Here is a 12,686-nt window from a genome sequence, read left to right on the forward strand (position 1 = left end):
CGCAAGCCGCCCGCTTCCCTGTGGTTTTTTCGGCTTGACTATTTCATCGCCTTGTCACGGAAGGCCTGGCTGGCCATGGCGCGCAGGTTGCGGGCGGCGCTGCGTTCGGTGGCCGGGTTCCAGGCCAGCGAAATGCCGATGGTGGCGTCGCCGGGAAAATCGGCCAGCGTCTTGTAGACCACGTTGGTGCCGGGATGGCGGCGGCCCCCGGCCGGCACCAGGGCCACGCCCAGGCCGCTTTCGACCAGGCTGAGCAGGGTCTGCACCTGCACCGCCTCCTGCGTGATGCGCGGCGTGAAACCGCGCAGCTGGCAGGCGTTGATGGCGGCCATGCGCAGGCCGGCCGCCTCGTCGGCGGTATACATGATGAAGGCTTCGTCGGCCAGGTCCGCCAGCCGGATGCGGCCGCGCCGCGCCAGCGGATGCGTCTTGGGCACGGCCAGCGCGAAGTTCTCGGTGGTCAGCGGCGTGAGCCGCACGTTCGAGCCCATCGCGACCGGCACGCGCACGATGCCGATCTCCAGCGTGTCTTCTTCCAGCTCCTGCATGATGCGTATCGACGTGGCTTCGCGCAGCACCACGTTGACGCCCGGATAGCGCTGGCGAAACGGCGGCAGGATGCGCGGCAGCACCGCGTGGGTGGCCGAGCCCACGAAGCCGATGCGCACCGTGCCGCCTTCGCCGGCCGCGCCGGCGCGCGCGGCCTGGCGGAACTGTTCGGCATGGAACAGGGCGCGTCGCGCCTCGTCCAGCGCCGCCAGGCCGGCTTCGGTCAGCTTGACGCCCTGGCGTCCGCGGATGAACAGCGGCACGCCCACGGTCTCTTCGAGCTTGCGGATGGACACCGACAGCGGCGGCTGCGACATGTGCAGCTTTTCGGCCGCGCGGTGGAAGTTCAGCGTTTCGGCCAGAACGAGGAACTGCTGCAGGTGACGGAAATCCATGGTGGCGGTCCGGTTGGGGCGTGCCACAGATGATACGGGCTGCATATCGTTTCCGGCATCGGTGCTATCCCGCCGCTATCAGGCGATCGCGCCGGCCGCGCGCAGCGCGGCCAGCGCCGCGTCGTCCAGGGCCAGCGCGCGGCCCAGCACGGCGTCGGTGTGTTCGCCCAGGCGCGGCGGCGCGGCGGGTTCGCGCGGCGGCGTGCCGCGCAGGTGCAGCGGCGAGCGCAGCAGGCGCAGCGTGCCGTGCCGGGCGTCGGGCGTGTCGGCGATCATGCCGCGCGCCGCGATCTCGGGCGCCTCCAGGGCCTCGTCCACGCGCCGCACCGCGCCGGCGGGTATGCCGGCGGCGCGCACCCGTTCGAGCCAGTGCTCCGTGCCGGCCTCGGCGAACTCGGCCTGCAGCATGGGAATGAGGCGCTCGCGGTTGAGCACGCGCGCGCGGTTGGTGGCGTAGTCCGGGTCGGCGCTCCATTCCGGATGCCCGAGCAGGGCGCACAGGCGCGCGAACTGGCCGTCGTTGCCGACAGCCAGGGCGAAAGAGCCGTCGCGCGTGGCGAAGATCTGGTAGGGCACCACGGTGGGATGGCCGTTGCCCAGGCGTCCCGGCTTGTGGCCGGCCGCCAGGTAGCCAGCGCCCACGTTGGCCAGCACGCTGACCGCGCCGTCCAGCAGCGCCAGGTCGATGTGCTGGCCGCGGCCGCTGCGCGCGCGCGCCAGCAGCGCGGCCAGGATGGCCTGCACGCCGTTCATGCCGGTGACCAGGTCGGTGATGGCCACGCCCAGCTTCATGGGCGCGCCTTCCGGTTCGCCGGTGATCGACATCAGCCCGCTTTCGGCCTGGATCACGAAGTCGTAGCCCGGCTCGGCCGCGCGCGGCCCGCTGCGGCCGTAGCCGCTGATGGAGCAATAGACCAGGCCGGGATTGATGGCGGCCAGGTCTTCGTAGCCCAGCCCGAAAGCCTCGAGCGCGCCCAGCCGGTAGTTCTCGACCAGTACGTCGGCCTGCCGCGCCAGCTCGCGCACGATGCGCTGGCCCTCGGGATGCTTGAGGTTGACGGCCACCGATTCCTTGCTGCGGTTGGCGCACAGGAAATAGGTGGATTCGCCGCCCACGTCGGGGGGCGACCAGCTGCGGGTGTCGTCGCCCTGTCCGGGGGCCTCGATCTTCCAGACTTCGGCGCCCAGGTCGGCCAGGGTCTGCGTGCACCAGGGGCCGGCCAGCACGCGGCTCAGGTCGAGCACGCGGATGCCGGCCAGCGGCAGGTCGTCGCGCGGCGCGTCGCTCATGCGGCCTCCTTGGCGCACAGCGCGCCGCGCAGGAACGACAGCGCATCGCCGCCATCGGCCAGCGCCTGCGCGCCGATGCGTTCGTGCCAGTGGCTTTCCGAGCCGCCGGCCAGCCGCCATTCGCGCAGCCGCCGGGTGTAGAGCTGCAGGTCGTATTCCTCGGTCACGCCGATGGCGCCGTGCACGGCGTGCGCGATATCGGCCACCAGCGGCGCGGCCAGGCTGGCGCGCGCCTTGCCGGTCGCGGCCAGCAGCGGCGCGGGCCGTCCCTCGGCGCCCTGGAACGCCAGCTGCGCGGCCATGCGCGCGGCCCATACCTGTTCGGCCATCACGCTGACCTGCTGCTGTATGGCCTGGAAGCGGCCGATGGGCTTGCCGAACTGCGCGCGCTGGTTGGCGTAGTCCAGCGTCATGGCCAGCACCCGTTCCATCGCGCCGGCCATCAGGCCGGCATAGGCGGCCGCGGCCAGCGTGTCCAGCGCGCCGCCGCCCTCGATGCGCTCGGCGTCGGCCAGATCCCAGGACGCATCCGCCGACAGGCTGGCGTGCACGCCGCCGGCTTCGATGCGCGCGGCCTGCGCGGGCAGCAGCCAGGCCTGGCCGTCGGCCTGGGCCAGCACGTAGTCCGCGCTGCGCATCCAGGGCACGCCGGCGCCGTGCAGGCGTCCGTCGCGCAGCGTCACGCCGTGCGGGGCCAGCGCGATCGAGCCGGTGGGCTGCGGCCGCCCGGCGCGGCACAGCCAGGGGCGCGCCAGCACGGTGTGGGCGATGGGATAGGGGCACAGGTGGCGGCCGGCGGCCAGCACCACGGGCAGCGCCTCGGCCAGCTCCAGTCCGGCGCCGCCGTCCGCCTCGGGCACCAGCGCGTCGCCGAAGCCGGCGTCTTCGCAGGCCTGCCAGGCCTCGGCGGGCCGCTGACCCTGCTCGGCGCGGCGGATGACGTCGGGCGTGCAGGTCTGCGCGAACAGGCGTTCTGCCGCGTCGCCAAAAATATTGTCCATGAGTCTGTCCTTATCGAAGGCCAAGGCCGCGGGCGATGATGCCGCGCAGGATTTCGCGGGTGCCGCCGCGCAGCGAGAACGTGGGCGCTACCTGTTCCAGGTACGCCAGCGTGCGCAGCAGCGGCGGGGGAGGCGGCTGGTCCGGCCGGCGCGCCAGCGCGTCGCCGATCAGCCGCGGGATGGCCTGTTCCAGTTCGGTGCCCAGGTCCTTGACCAGCGCGGCCTCGGTGGCGGGGCTGAGCCCGGCCGCCAGCTTGCCGGCGATGGCCAGCGACATGGCGCGCAGCACCGCCATCTGCGACAGGATGCCGCCCAGCAGCGCGCGGTCGCCGGCGTCCGGGTCCTGGCCGCGGCAATGCGTCAGCCAGCACTGCAGCAGCGCGATGCTGGAATACAGGCGTTCGGGTCCGCTGCGCTCGAACGCCAGTTCGGCGTTCACCTGGGCCCAGCCCGCGCCCTCCGCGCCGATCAGGGCGTCCGCGGGCAGCGCCACGTTGTCGAAGAACACTTCCGAGAAATGCGCATCGCCGGCCAGGTCTTCGATGGGGCGCACCGAGACGCCGGGCAGCGACAGGTCCACGATGAATTGCGACAGCCCCTGGTGGCGGTCTTCGGCGGTGCCGGACGTGCGCACCAGCGCGATCATGTAGTGCGAGCGGTGCGCGTTGGTGGTCCAGATCTTGCTGCCGTTCAGGCGCCAGCCGCCGGCGGCCGGTTCGGCGCGCGTGCGGATGCTGGCCAGGTCCGAGCCCGATCCCGGCTCGCTCATGCCGATGCAGAAGAACGCTTCGGCGCGGCAGATGCGGGGCAGGTAGAACGCCTGCTGCGCGGGCGTGCCGTACTTGAGGATCAGGGGCGCGCTCTGGCGGTCGGCGATCCAGTGCGCCGAGACCGGGGCGCCGGCGGCCAGCAGCTCTTCGGACAGGACGAAGCGCGCGAAATGGCCGCGCGCCGATCCGCCATGCTCGCGCGGCAGCGTCAGCCCCAGCCAGCCGCGTTCGGCCAGGCGCCGGCTGAATTCGGCGTCGTAGCCCATCCACGAGCGGGCGCGCGCGTCGGGTTCGAGTCCGTCCAGCGTCTGCGCCAGGAAGTCCCGGACCTCGGCGCGCAAGGCTTCGTCTTCGGGCGGGATGGCGGTAAGTTCCAGCGTATCTATCATGGGGCGCTCCGATGCAGGCCAGGCGCCGCAGCATGGCGCCGGGCTTCACTATCGATGAGCATGGTGAAAGCTGTCCAATATTATTTTTTTGATTTCCGATATCGGTTTCGAATCGAATGAGCAAGGATGGACGATACCGATCCCGTATCGGGATGGAAAAATTTAATATTGGACGGCAACCTCCCGCATCCCTACGCTGATGGAGGGGGCGCGCGCGTCGCGTCGCCCGGCTGGCTTTTTTCATCGAACAGGAGGAGATCCATGACGGATCTGGTGCAGTACGAGCAGCGCGCCGACGGCGTGGTCACCTTGACCTTGAACGATCCCAAGACCCGCAACGCCCTGACCGGCAGCACGATGGTGGACGAACTGCTGGCGGCGTTCGCGCGGATCGAACGCGACCCCGAAGTCCGGGTGCTGGTGATCACCGCGGCCGGCAGCGTGTTTTCGTCGGGCGGCAACGTCAATGACATGCAGCGCCAGATCGGCCCGGAAGTCGGCAGCGCGGCGCTGCGCCAGGAATACCGCCACGGCATCCAGCGCCTGCCGCTGGCGCTGCATGCGCTGGAAGTCCCGACCATCGCCGCGGTCAACGGCCCGGCCATCGGCGCGGGCTGCGACCTGGCCTGCATGTGCGACGTGCGCATCGCGGCCGAGGAAGCCGCCTTCGCCGAGAGCTTCGTGAAGCTGGGCATCGTGCCCGGAGACGGCGGCGCCTGGTTCCTGCCGCGCCTGATCGGCATGGCGCGCGCGGCCGAGATGTCCTTCACCGGCGACGCCATCGACGCGCGCACCGCGGCCGAATGGGGCCTGGTCTCGCGCGTGGTGCCGGCGGCCGAACTGCTGCCCGCGGCGCATGCGCTGGCCGCGCGCATGGCGGCCAATTCGCCCGACGCGGTGCGCCTGACCAAGCGCCTGCTGCGCGAAAGCCAGCACGCGCGCCTGGACACGCTGCTGGAGCTGTCGGCGGCCTATCAGGCGCTCGCCCACAAGACGCCGGCGCACGCGCAGGCGGTGCAGGAATTCGTCGCGCGCCGCGCCGCGCGCAAGGCCTGAACGGCAGACGCGGGGCCGGGCGCGGCAGTATGATGGGAAGCATCACAAGGAGGAAACACCATGAATGAAGTCATCGTCGCGTCCGCCATGCGCACCGCCATCGGCGATTTCGGAGGCGCGCTGAAAGACGTGCCGCCGTGCGACCTGGGCGCCACCGTCATCAAGGCCGCGCTCGAACGCGCCGGCGTCAAGGGCGACGAGGTCGGCCACGTCGCGGTCGGCCATGTCATCAACACCGAGCCGCGCGACATGTACCTGTCGCGCGTGGCCGCCATGAACGCCGGCATCTCCAAGGAAACCCCGGCCTTCAACGTCAACCGCCTGTGCGGCTCGGGCCTGCAGGCCATCGTGTCGGCGGCCCAGACCATCATGCTGGGCGACGCCGACATCGCCATCGGCGCCGGCGCCGAAAGCATGAGCCGCGCGCCCTACATCGCCCCGGCCCAGCGCTGGGGCGCGCGCATGGGCGACAGCGTCATGCTGGACATGATGACCGGCGCGCTGTCCGATCCCTTCGGCCGCATGCACATGGGCGTGACCGCCGAGAACGTGGCGGCGCGCTTCGACATCAGCCGCCAGGACCAGGACGCGGTGGCCGCCGAATCGCACCGCCGCGCCGCGGCCGCGATCGACGCCGGCTATTTCCGCGACCAGATCGTGCCGGTGGTGCTGAAGTCGCGCAAGGGCGAAGTCGTGTTCGACACCGACGAGCACGTGCGCCGCGACGTCTCCGCCGACAGCCTGGCCACGCTCAAGCCGGTGTTCAAGAAAGAAAACGGCACCGTCACGGCGGGCAACGCCTCGGGCCTGAACGACGGCGCGGGCGCCGTGGTGCTGATGAACGCCTCGGTCGCGGCCAAGCGCGGCATCAAGCCGCTGGCCCGCCTGGTGGCCTACGCCCACGCCGGCGTGGACCCGGAAATCATGGGCATCGGCCCGGTGCCGGCCACCCAGGCCGCGCTCAAGCGCGCCGGCCTGACCGTGGACCAGCTCGACGTGATCGAAGCCAACGAAGCCTTCGCGGCCCAGGCCTGCGCGGTGACGCGCGAGCTGAAGCTGGACCCGGCCAAGGTGAACCCCAACGGCAGCGGCATCGGCCTGGGCCACCCCATCGGCGCGACCGGCGCCATCATCACCGTCAAGGCGCTGCACGAACTGCAGCGCGTGGGCGGCCGTTATGCGCTGGTGACGATGTGCATCGGCGGCGGGCAGGGCATCGCCGCGATCTTCGAGCGCATCTGACCGCAGCCAGGTCTCAGGCGGGGGACGCGTAGTCGCGCGCCCACGCCTGGCATTCCGCCTGCAGCAGCGCGCCCATCTGCGCCCGCCGGGGCGCGTCCAGCCGGCTGCTGATCGCGCCGAAGCTGAAAGCCACCCACGTCAGTTCCGACACCTGGAACGCCACGCCCACGCCGGAGACGCCCGGCGTGATGGTGTCCACGATCTCCGAATGGCCCGCCTTGCGGGTCTGCCTGACCGCCTGCATCAGCGCCGCGCCGGTGACGCCGCTTTGCGCGTAGCCGGCGGCATGGCGCGCGTACAGCGCGGCGATTTCTTCGTCCGGCAGGGCGGCCATCAGCGCCAGCCCGCCGGCGCCCACGCCCAGCAGGCGCCGCTCCCCCTGGTCGGTGGTGAACACCTTCACCGGAAACGAGCCGGCCTCGCGCAGCAGGCACAGCGCGTAATCGCCCTGGCGTATCACCAGGAACACCGTATCGCCCGATAGCCGCGCCAGCCTTTGCGCGAACGGCCGCAGCGCGTCCAGCAGCGGCGCGCGCCGCAGCGCCGCGAAGCCGAGCTGCATGGAATCCACGCCCAGGCGGTAGCGCCGGGTGCCGGGATCGCGCTCGGCGAATTGTTCCTCAAGCAGGCTGCTCAGCAGGCGGTGCGCGGTCGAGCGCTCCAGCCCGGTGGCGGCCATCACGCCTTGCAGATCGATGCCTTCTTCCTGGTGCTGGGCCAGCACGCGCAGCAGGGCCAGCGCCCGCCGCATGCTTTGGGTCCCGCCGGTTGACGCCTGTTTGTTCATAATGTGGGAAAAAATTGATGAATATTTTGTATTTTAGGATTCCGGGTGCGTTAATTCAATCCAACGGACCGCGCCGCCCTCGATGGCGCGGCAAGACAAGGACGAGGAGACCATGGAATACGCCACCCTGGCCGTCGATCGGTACGACGCCGTATGCCGCATCAGCCTGGCGCGCGAGTCCGCGCGCAATGCCCAGAGCCAGCAGATGCTGGACGAACTCGACGACGCCCTGACCCGGGCCGAGCAGGACGACTCGGTGCGGGTCGTGGTCCTGGCGGGCCGCGGCGCGCATTTCTCGGCCGGGCACGACCTCAAGGAAGCCCAGGCCAAGCGCGCCGACTTCACGGTGGAAGAGCGCTGGGAATATGAATCGCGCCGCTACTACGGCTATTGCATGCGCATCTGGGACTTTCCCAAGCCCACCGTGGCGCAGGTGCAGGGCGCCTGCGTGGCCGGCGGATTCATGATCGCCAATATGTGCGACCTGGTGGTCTGCGCCGACAACGCCTATTTTTCCGACCCCGTCGGCCACACGCTGGCGGCCGCGGCCACCGAGGTGCTGATCCATCCCTGGGTGATGGGGCTGCGCAAGGCCAAGGAAATGCTCTACACGGGCGAGAAGGTCGACGCCCAGGAAGCGCTGCGGATCGGCATGGTCAATCGCGTGGTGCCCGAGGCCGAGCTGGAGGCCGCGACGCTGGCGCTGGCGCAGCGCATCGCCCAGGCGCCGCCTTTCGGCCTGCGCCTGATCAAGCGTTCGCTCAACCGCACCGCCGACGCCCAGGGTTTGCGCACGGCGCTGTCGGCGCACTTCGATACGCACCAGCTGTCGCACATGAGCGAAGAATTCCGCGCCGTGCGCGACCGTGGACTGGCCCAGGCCATCCAGCGCAACAAGGAGGGCAAGACGGCATGACCCTCAGCCTGGACCCCTTGCTCAATCCGCGCTCCATCGCGATGATCGGCGCTAGCGCCGATCCCGGGCGCATCGGCGGCATGCCGCTGGACCTGCTGACCCGCTTCGGCTACGAGGGCGGCATCTATCCGGTGAACCCGAAGTACCAGGAAGTGTTCGGCCAGCGCTGCTGGCCCGATATCGAATCTGTGCCCGAGGCCGTGGACCTGGCGGTGCTGGCGATCGCGGCCGCCGACGTGACGCCCATGCTGCGCCGCTGCCATGCCAAGGGCGTGCGGGCCGCCATCGTCTACGCCGCGGGCTTCGCCGAGGCTGGCGGGGAGGGCGCGCGCCTGCAGCAGGAGCTGGAAGCCTTCGTGGCCGAGAGCGGCATGGCCGTGGCCGGGCCGAACTGCATGGGCTTCGCCAATCTCAACACCCAGGCCTATACCGCGTTCGCTTCGGTCTTCAAGACGTCGCCCCGGCAAAGCGGGCCGGGCAACGTCAGCCTGCTGACGCAAAGCGGCAACGTGTGCGCCGCGGTCTACGCCATCGCGCGCAGGCTGGACCTGCCGTTCTCGCATTTCATCAACACCGGCAACGAGGCCTGCCTGGATTTCTCGCAGTACCTCGAATACCTGGCCGCCGATCCGCAGACCGAAATCGTGCTGGGCTATATCGAACAGCTGCGCGACGGCGAACGCTTCGTGCGCGCCTGCCGCGAGCTGGAGCGCCAGGGCAAGCTGCTGATCGCGCTCAAGGCCGGCACCACGGACAAGGGCGCGCAGGCGGTGCAGTCGCACACCTCGGCGCTGGCCGGCGACCGGCGCGTGTACGGCGCGGCCTTCCGCCAGCTCAACGTGATCGAGGCCACCGACTTCGCGCAGATGGCGCACCTGGCCAGCCTGGCGACGCTGCGCCACCGCAGCGCGGGCAAGCGCGTCGCGGTGCTGACCATGTCGGGCGCGCTGGGCGCCATCCTGGCCGACAAGTTCATCGGCGCCGGGCTGGAACTGCCCGACCTGCCGGCCGATCTGCAGGCGGTGCTGCGCGGCGGCATCCCGGACTACGGCATGGTGGGCAACCCGGTGGACGTGACCGGCAACGTGGTCAACGATCCCGAATTCGTGCGCACCGCGCTGCAGGCGCTGGCCACCAGCGACGCGATCGACGCCGTGGTGGTATATGCGCCCGGCTACATGCTGGACCGCATGGCCGACGCCCTGGCCAAGGTGTCGCGCCAGCATCCGCGGCTGTTCGTGGCCATCGACACCGGCCTGGCCCAGAGCCGCGCCGCGCTGCGCGAGGCCGGGGTGGCGGTGTTCGAAGACCTGGGCCTGGCGGTCTCGGCGCTGGCGCCCTACCTGCTGTGGTGCGAGGCGCGCGGCGCCCGCCGCATCGCCGCCGCGCCGGCGGCCGTGCCGGCCGCGGTGCCGGCCCTGCCGTGCAACGAGGCCGACGCCCGCGCCTATGTGGCCGCCTTCGGCCTGCCGCAGGCCCGGGCGCGCGCCGCGCGCAGTGCCGACGAGGCCGTGGCGGACGCGCGCGCTGCCGGTTATCCGGTGGCCTTGAAGATCCTCAGCGCCGACATCGCGCACAAGACCGAGATCGGCGGCGTGGCCCTGAACCTGGCCGACGACGCGGCCGTGCGCGCCGCCTACGACGCGGTCACGCAGGCCGCGGCGCGGGCCCAGCCCGATGCGCGCATCGACGGCGTGCTGGTGCAGAAGATGGAACGCGGCGTCGCCGAGATCATCGTGGGCGCGACCCGCGATCCGGTGTTCGGCCCGGTGCTGACGGTGGGCCTGGGCGGCGTGCTGACCGAGCTGTACCAGGACACCAGCCATCGGCTGCTGCCGGTGGACGAGGACATCGCCCTGCAGATGCTGCGCGAACTGAAGGCGTTCGCGCTGCTGGACGGCTACCGCGGCAAGCCGCGCGCCGACCTGGCGGCCGCCTGCCGCAGCATCGTGGCCGTGGGCAACGCCCTGCTGGCCGCGCCGGCGGCCGTGTCGGAAATCGAAGTCAATCCCTTGCTGATCAAAGAGGCGGGACAAGGCGTCGCGGTGCTGGACGCCCTGATTCTGCCCGTAACCCCGTAGCGCGCAGGCGCTCACCGTAATCCCAGGAGGAGACATGATGAAGCAAAGCATGATGAAGAAACTGCTGGCCGGCGTGGCGCTGGCCTGCCTGGGCGCCGCCGGTCCGGCGCTGGCCCGGGACGACTATCCCAATCGCCCCGTGCGCATCGTGGTGCCGTTCTCGCCGGGCGGCGCGGCCGACATCATGAGCCGCGTGCTGGCCGAGAAGCTCGGCGCCAGGCTGGGCCAGCCGGTCATCGTCGAGAACAAGCCCGGCGGCGGCACCATGATCGCGTCCGACTACGTGGCGCGCGCCGCGCCCGACGGCTACACCCTGCTGATGGCGGCGTCCTCGCTGGGCATCGCGCCCAGCATCTACGCCAAGGTCAACTACGATCCCATCAAGGACTTCACTCCCGTCACCCAGGTGGCCTCGGTGGTGCACGTGCTGGAAGTGCATCCCTCCGTGCCGGCCAAGAACGTGGGCGAACTCATCGCCTACCTGAAGGCCAACCCGGGCAAGGTGAGCTACGGCTCGGTGGGAACCGGCAGCTCCACCCACCTGGAGGCCGAACTGTTCAACAGCATGGCCGGCGTGCAGATGACGCACATCCCGTACAAGGGCAGCTCGCCGGCCCTGAACGACCTGGTGGCCGGCCGCCTGCAGGTCATGTTCGACGCCTGGGCCTCGTCCGGGCCTTTCGTCAAGGACGGCAAGCTGCGCGCGCTGGCGGTGACCACCACCAAGCCCTCGGCTTCGGTGCCGGACCTGCCGACCGTGGCGGCCTCGGGCCTGCCCGGCTACTCCGCCATGCCGTGGCTGGGCCTGGTGGCGCCGGCCGGCACGCCGCAGCCGGTGGTCGACAAGCTCTACCAGAACCTGGCCCAGATCCTGCAGCAGCCCGAGGTCAAGACGCAGTTCGTGGGGCTGGGGCTGGACATCATCGGCAGCGATCCCAAGACCTTCGCCGCCTTCATCCGCCAGGACGTGACGACCTGGGCCAAGGTCGCGCGCGATTCGAACATCCGCCTGGAGTAAAGGCATGACCCAGTTGGAAACCGCCGCGGCGGACGACGAGACTTTCCGCCGCGAGCTGCGCGCGTGGCTGCAATCGGCCTATGCGGACTTCGTCCGCGGCTGGCCGGGCGCGGCCGATCCGCGCGATCTGGACTTCCGGCGCGCCTGGGAGGACACGCTGTGCGCGCACGGCTGGTCCGGGCTGGGCTGGCCCAGAGAGTACGGCGGGCAGGCGCTGCCGCTGTCGCGCCAGGCGGTCTTTCACGAAGAGCATGCGCGCTGCGGCGCGCCGCTGGGCGTGAACCTGATCGGCCACGGCATACTCGCGCCCACGCTGCTGCATTTCGGCAGCGAGGAGCAGAAGCGCCGCTTCCTGCCCGGCATCCTGTCCAACCGCGAAGTGTGGTGCCAGGGCTATTCGGAGCCGGGCGCCGGCTCCGACCTGGCCTCGGTGCGCACCCGCGCCGAGCCGGCGCCGGGCGGCTACGTGCTCAACGGCCACAAGATCTGGACCTCGTTCGCGGATCGCGCGCAGCGCTGCTTCGTGCTGGCGCGCACCGATCCGCAGTCGGCGCGCCACAAGGGCCTGAGCTTTCTGCTGGTGGATATGCGCAGCCCGGGCGTGCGCGTCGAGCCCATCCGCCAGCTCACCGGCGAGGCCGAGTTCTGCGAAGTCTTCTTCGAGAACGTCCACGTGCCGCGCGAAGACCTGCTGGGCGAGGAAAACCAGGGCTGGAAGATCGCCATGGCCGCGGCCAGCTTCGAGCGCGGCACCTACTTCATCCCGCGCCTGGTGCGCTTCGCGCAGGAGCTGCAGCAGATACGCGAACTGGCGCAGCGCGCCGACGCCTACGGCCGGGTGCCGGCGGCCTCGGCCGCCGTGCGCCAGCGCTGGGCGCGGCTGGCCGCCGACAGCCACGTGCTGGCGCTGAAGTCGCAGCGCGCGCTGGCCGGCGCCATGCGCGGCGATCCGCCGGGACCGGAAGGCTCGTCCACCAAGATCCACTGGAGCGAGGCGCACCAGCGCCTGCTCGAACTGTCGCTGCAACTGCTGGGCGAAGCGGCCTGCGTGGCGGCAGGCCCGGCCGATCCGCGCGCGGCGGGGCTGGTGCACGCCTACCTGTGGTCGCGCGCCGAAACCATTTTGGCTGGCACTTCGGAGATCCAGCGCAACATCATCGCCGAGCAGATGCTCGGCCTGCCCAAGGCTTGA

General features: G+C 70.8%; 11 protein-coding genes. 6 read left to right on the forward strand and 5 right to left on the reverse strand.

The window, feature by feature from the left end:
- Window positions 1–38: 38 nt before the first annotated feature.
- The 4 genes from AC1IQ6_RS09505 to AC1IQ6_RS09520 all read right to left on the reverse strand — a co-directional run bounded on the left by AC1IQ6_RS09505 (window position 39) and on the right by AC1IQ6_RS09520 (window position 4,394).
- Window positions 39–944, reverse strand: a complete 906-nt coding sequence (locus tag AC1IQ6_RS09505) for a LysR family transcriptional regulator (RefSeq protein WP_102772413.1) — start codon at window positions 942–944, stop codon at window positions 39–41.
- Window positions 945–1,022: 78 nt separating this feature from the next.
- Window positions 1,023–2,234, reverse strand: a complete 1,212-nt coding sequence (locus AC1IQ6_RS09510) for a CaiB/BaiF CoA transferase family protein (protein WP_485866218.1) — start codon at window positions 2,232–2,234, stop codon at window positions 1,023–1,025.
- A complete protein-coding gene (locus AC1IQ6_RS09515; RefSeq protein WP_102772411.1) occupies window positions 2,231–3,235 on the reverse strand; it encodes an acyl-CoA dehydrogenase family protein in 1,005 nt (334 codons plus the stop codon). The genes AC1IQ6_RS09510 and AC1IQ6_RS09515 overlap by 4 nt, the downstream gene beginning before the upstream one ends.
- 10 nt (window positions 3,236–3,245) lie before the next feature.
- Window positions 3,246–4,394, reverse strand: a complete 1,149-nt coding sequence (locus AC1IQ6_RS09520; protein WP_102772410.1) for an acyl-CoA dehydrogenase family protein — start codon at window positions 4,392–4,394, stop codon at window positions 3,246–3,248.
- Window positions 4,395–4,655: 261 nt separating this feature from the next.
- Here AC1IQ6_RS09520 and AC1IQ6_RS09525 point away from each other — a divergent pair, with 261 nt between their 5' ends.
- Window positions 4,656–5,450, forward strand: a complete 795-nt coding sequence (locus AC1IQ6_RS09525; RefSeq protein ID WP_102772409.1) for a crotonase/enoyl-CoA hydratase family protein — start codon at window positions 4,656–4,658, stop codon at window positions 5,448–5,450.
- A gap of 60 nt (window positions 5,451–5,510) precedes the next feature.
- Window positions 5,511–6,692 (forward strand): beta-ketothiolase BktB, encoded by a 1,182-nt coding sequence (bktB, locus tag AC1IQ6_RS09530; RefSeq protein WP_102772408.1) that lies wholly within the window; start codon window positions 5,511–5,513, stop codon window positions 6,690–6,692.
- A gap of 13 nt (window positions 6,693–6,705) precedes the next feature.
- Here the strand turns inward: bktB and AC1IQ6_RS09535 are convergent, their stop codons facing one another.
- Window positions 6,706–7,479 carry an IclR family transcriptional regulator gene (locus tag AC1IQ6_RS09535; protein ID WP_102772407.1) on the reverse strand — a complete coding sequence of 258 codons (774 nt, stop codon included), beginning with the start codon at window positions 7,477–7,479 and terminating at the stop codon, window positions 6,706–6,708.
- Window positions 7,480–7,591: 112 nt separating this feature from the next.
- Between AC1IQ6_RS09535 and AC1IQ6_RS09540 the strand changes: the two genes are divergently transcribed.
- Genes AC1IQ6_RS09540 through AC1IQ6_RS09555 form a run of 4 tightly spaced genes read left to right on the forward strand, consistent with a single transcriptional unit; the run spans window position 7,592 to window position 12,686 of the window.
- Entirely contained in the window at window positions 7,592–8,395 is an 804-nt protein-coding gene (locus AC1IQ6_RS09540) for an enoyl-CoA hydratase (protein ID WP_102772843.1), read from the forward strand.
- The gene (locus AC1IQ6_RS09545; RefSeq protein WP_485866219.1) at window positions 8,392–10,476 is read left to right on the forward strand and encodes an acetate--CoA ligase family protein; all 2,085 of its coding nucleotides are present in this window, start codon (window positions 8,392–8,394) and stop codon (window positions 10,474–10,476) included. The genes AC1IQ6_RS09540 and AC1IQ6_RS09545 overlap by 4 nt, the downstream gene beginning before the upstream one ends.
- A 49-nt stretch (window positions 10,477–10,525) precedes the next feature.
- A complete protein-coding gene (locus tag AC1IQ6_RS09550) occupies window positions 10,526–11,494 on the forward strand; it encodes a Bug family tripartite tricarboxylate transporter substrate binding protein (protein WP_485866560.1) in 969 nt (322 codons plus the stop codon).
- 4 nt (window positions 11,495–11,498) lie between these two features.
- The gene (locus AC1IQ6_RS09555; RefSeq protein ID WP_102772405.1) at window positions 11,499–12,686 is read left to right on the forward strand and encodes an acyl-CoA dehydrogenase family protein; all 1,188 of its coding nucleotides are present in this window, start codon (window positions 11,499–11,501) and stop codon (window positions 12,684–12,686) included.

This window comes from Achromobacter sp. MUI-25009338, from assembly GCF_057359325.1.

Excerpts from the sequence above, each read along its gene's own strand:
- AC1IQ6_RS09545 (WP_485866219.1), top strand. The coding sequence starts at position 8,392 with ATGACCCTCAGCCTGGACCCCTTGCTCAATCCGCGCTCCATCGCGATG.
- AC1IQ6_RS09510 (WP_485866218.1), bottom strand. The coding sequence starts at position 2,234 with ATGAGCGACGCGCCGCGCGACGACCTGCCGCTGGCCGGCATCCGCGTG.
- bktB (WP_102772408.1), top strand. The coding sequence starts at position 5,511 with ATGAATGAAGTCATCGTCGCGTCCGCCATGCGCACCGCCATCGGCGAT.
- AC1IQ6_RS09505 (WP_102772413.1), bottom strand. The coding sequence starts at position 944 with ATGGATTTCCGTCACCTGCAGCAGTTCCTCGTTCTGGCCGAAACGCTG.
- AC1IQ6_RS09555 (WP_102772405.1), top strand. The coding sequence starts at position 11,499 with ATGACCCAGTTGGAAACCGCCGCGGCGGACGACGAGACTTTCCGCCGC.
- AC1IQ6_RS09550 (WP_485866560.1), top strand. The coding sequence starts at position 10,526 with ATGATGAAGAAACTGCTGGCCGGCGTGGCGCTGGCCTGCCTGGGCGCC.
- AC1IQ6_RS09525 (WP_102772409.1), top strand. The coding sequence starts at position 4,656 with ATGACGGATCTGGTGCAGTACGAGCAGCGCGCCGACGGCGTGGTCACC.
- AC1IQ6_RS09535 (WP_102772407.1), bottom strand. The coding sequence starts at position 7,479 with ATGAACAAACAGGCGTCAACCGGCGGGACCCAAAGCATGCGGCGGGCG.
- AC1IQ6_RS09515 (WP_102772411.1), bottom strand. The coding sequence starts at position 3,235 with ATGGACAATATTTTTGGCGACGCGGCAGAACGCCTGTTCGCGCAGACC.
- AC1IQ6_RS09520 (WP_102772410.1), bottom strand. The coding sequence starts at position 4,394 with ATGATAGATACGCTGGAACTTACCGCCATCCCGCCCGAAGACGAAGCC.
- AC1IQ6_RS09540 (WP_102772843.1), top strand. The coding sequence starts at position 7,592 with ATGGAATACGCCACCCTGGCCGTCGATCGGTACGACGCCGTATGCCGC.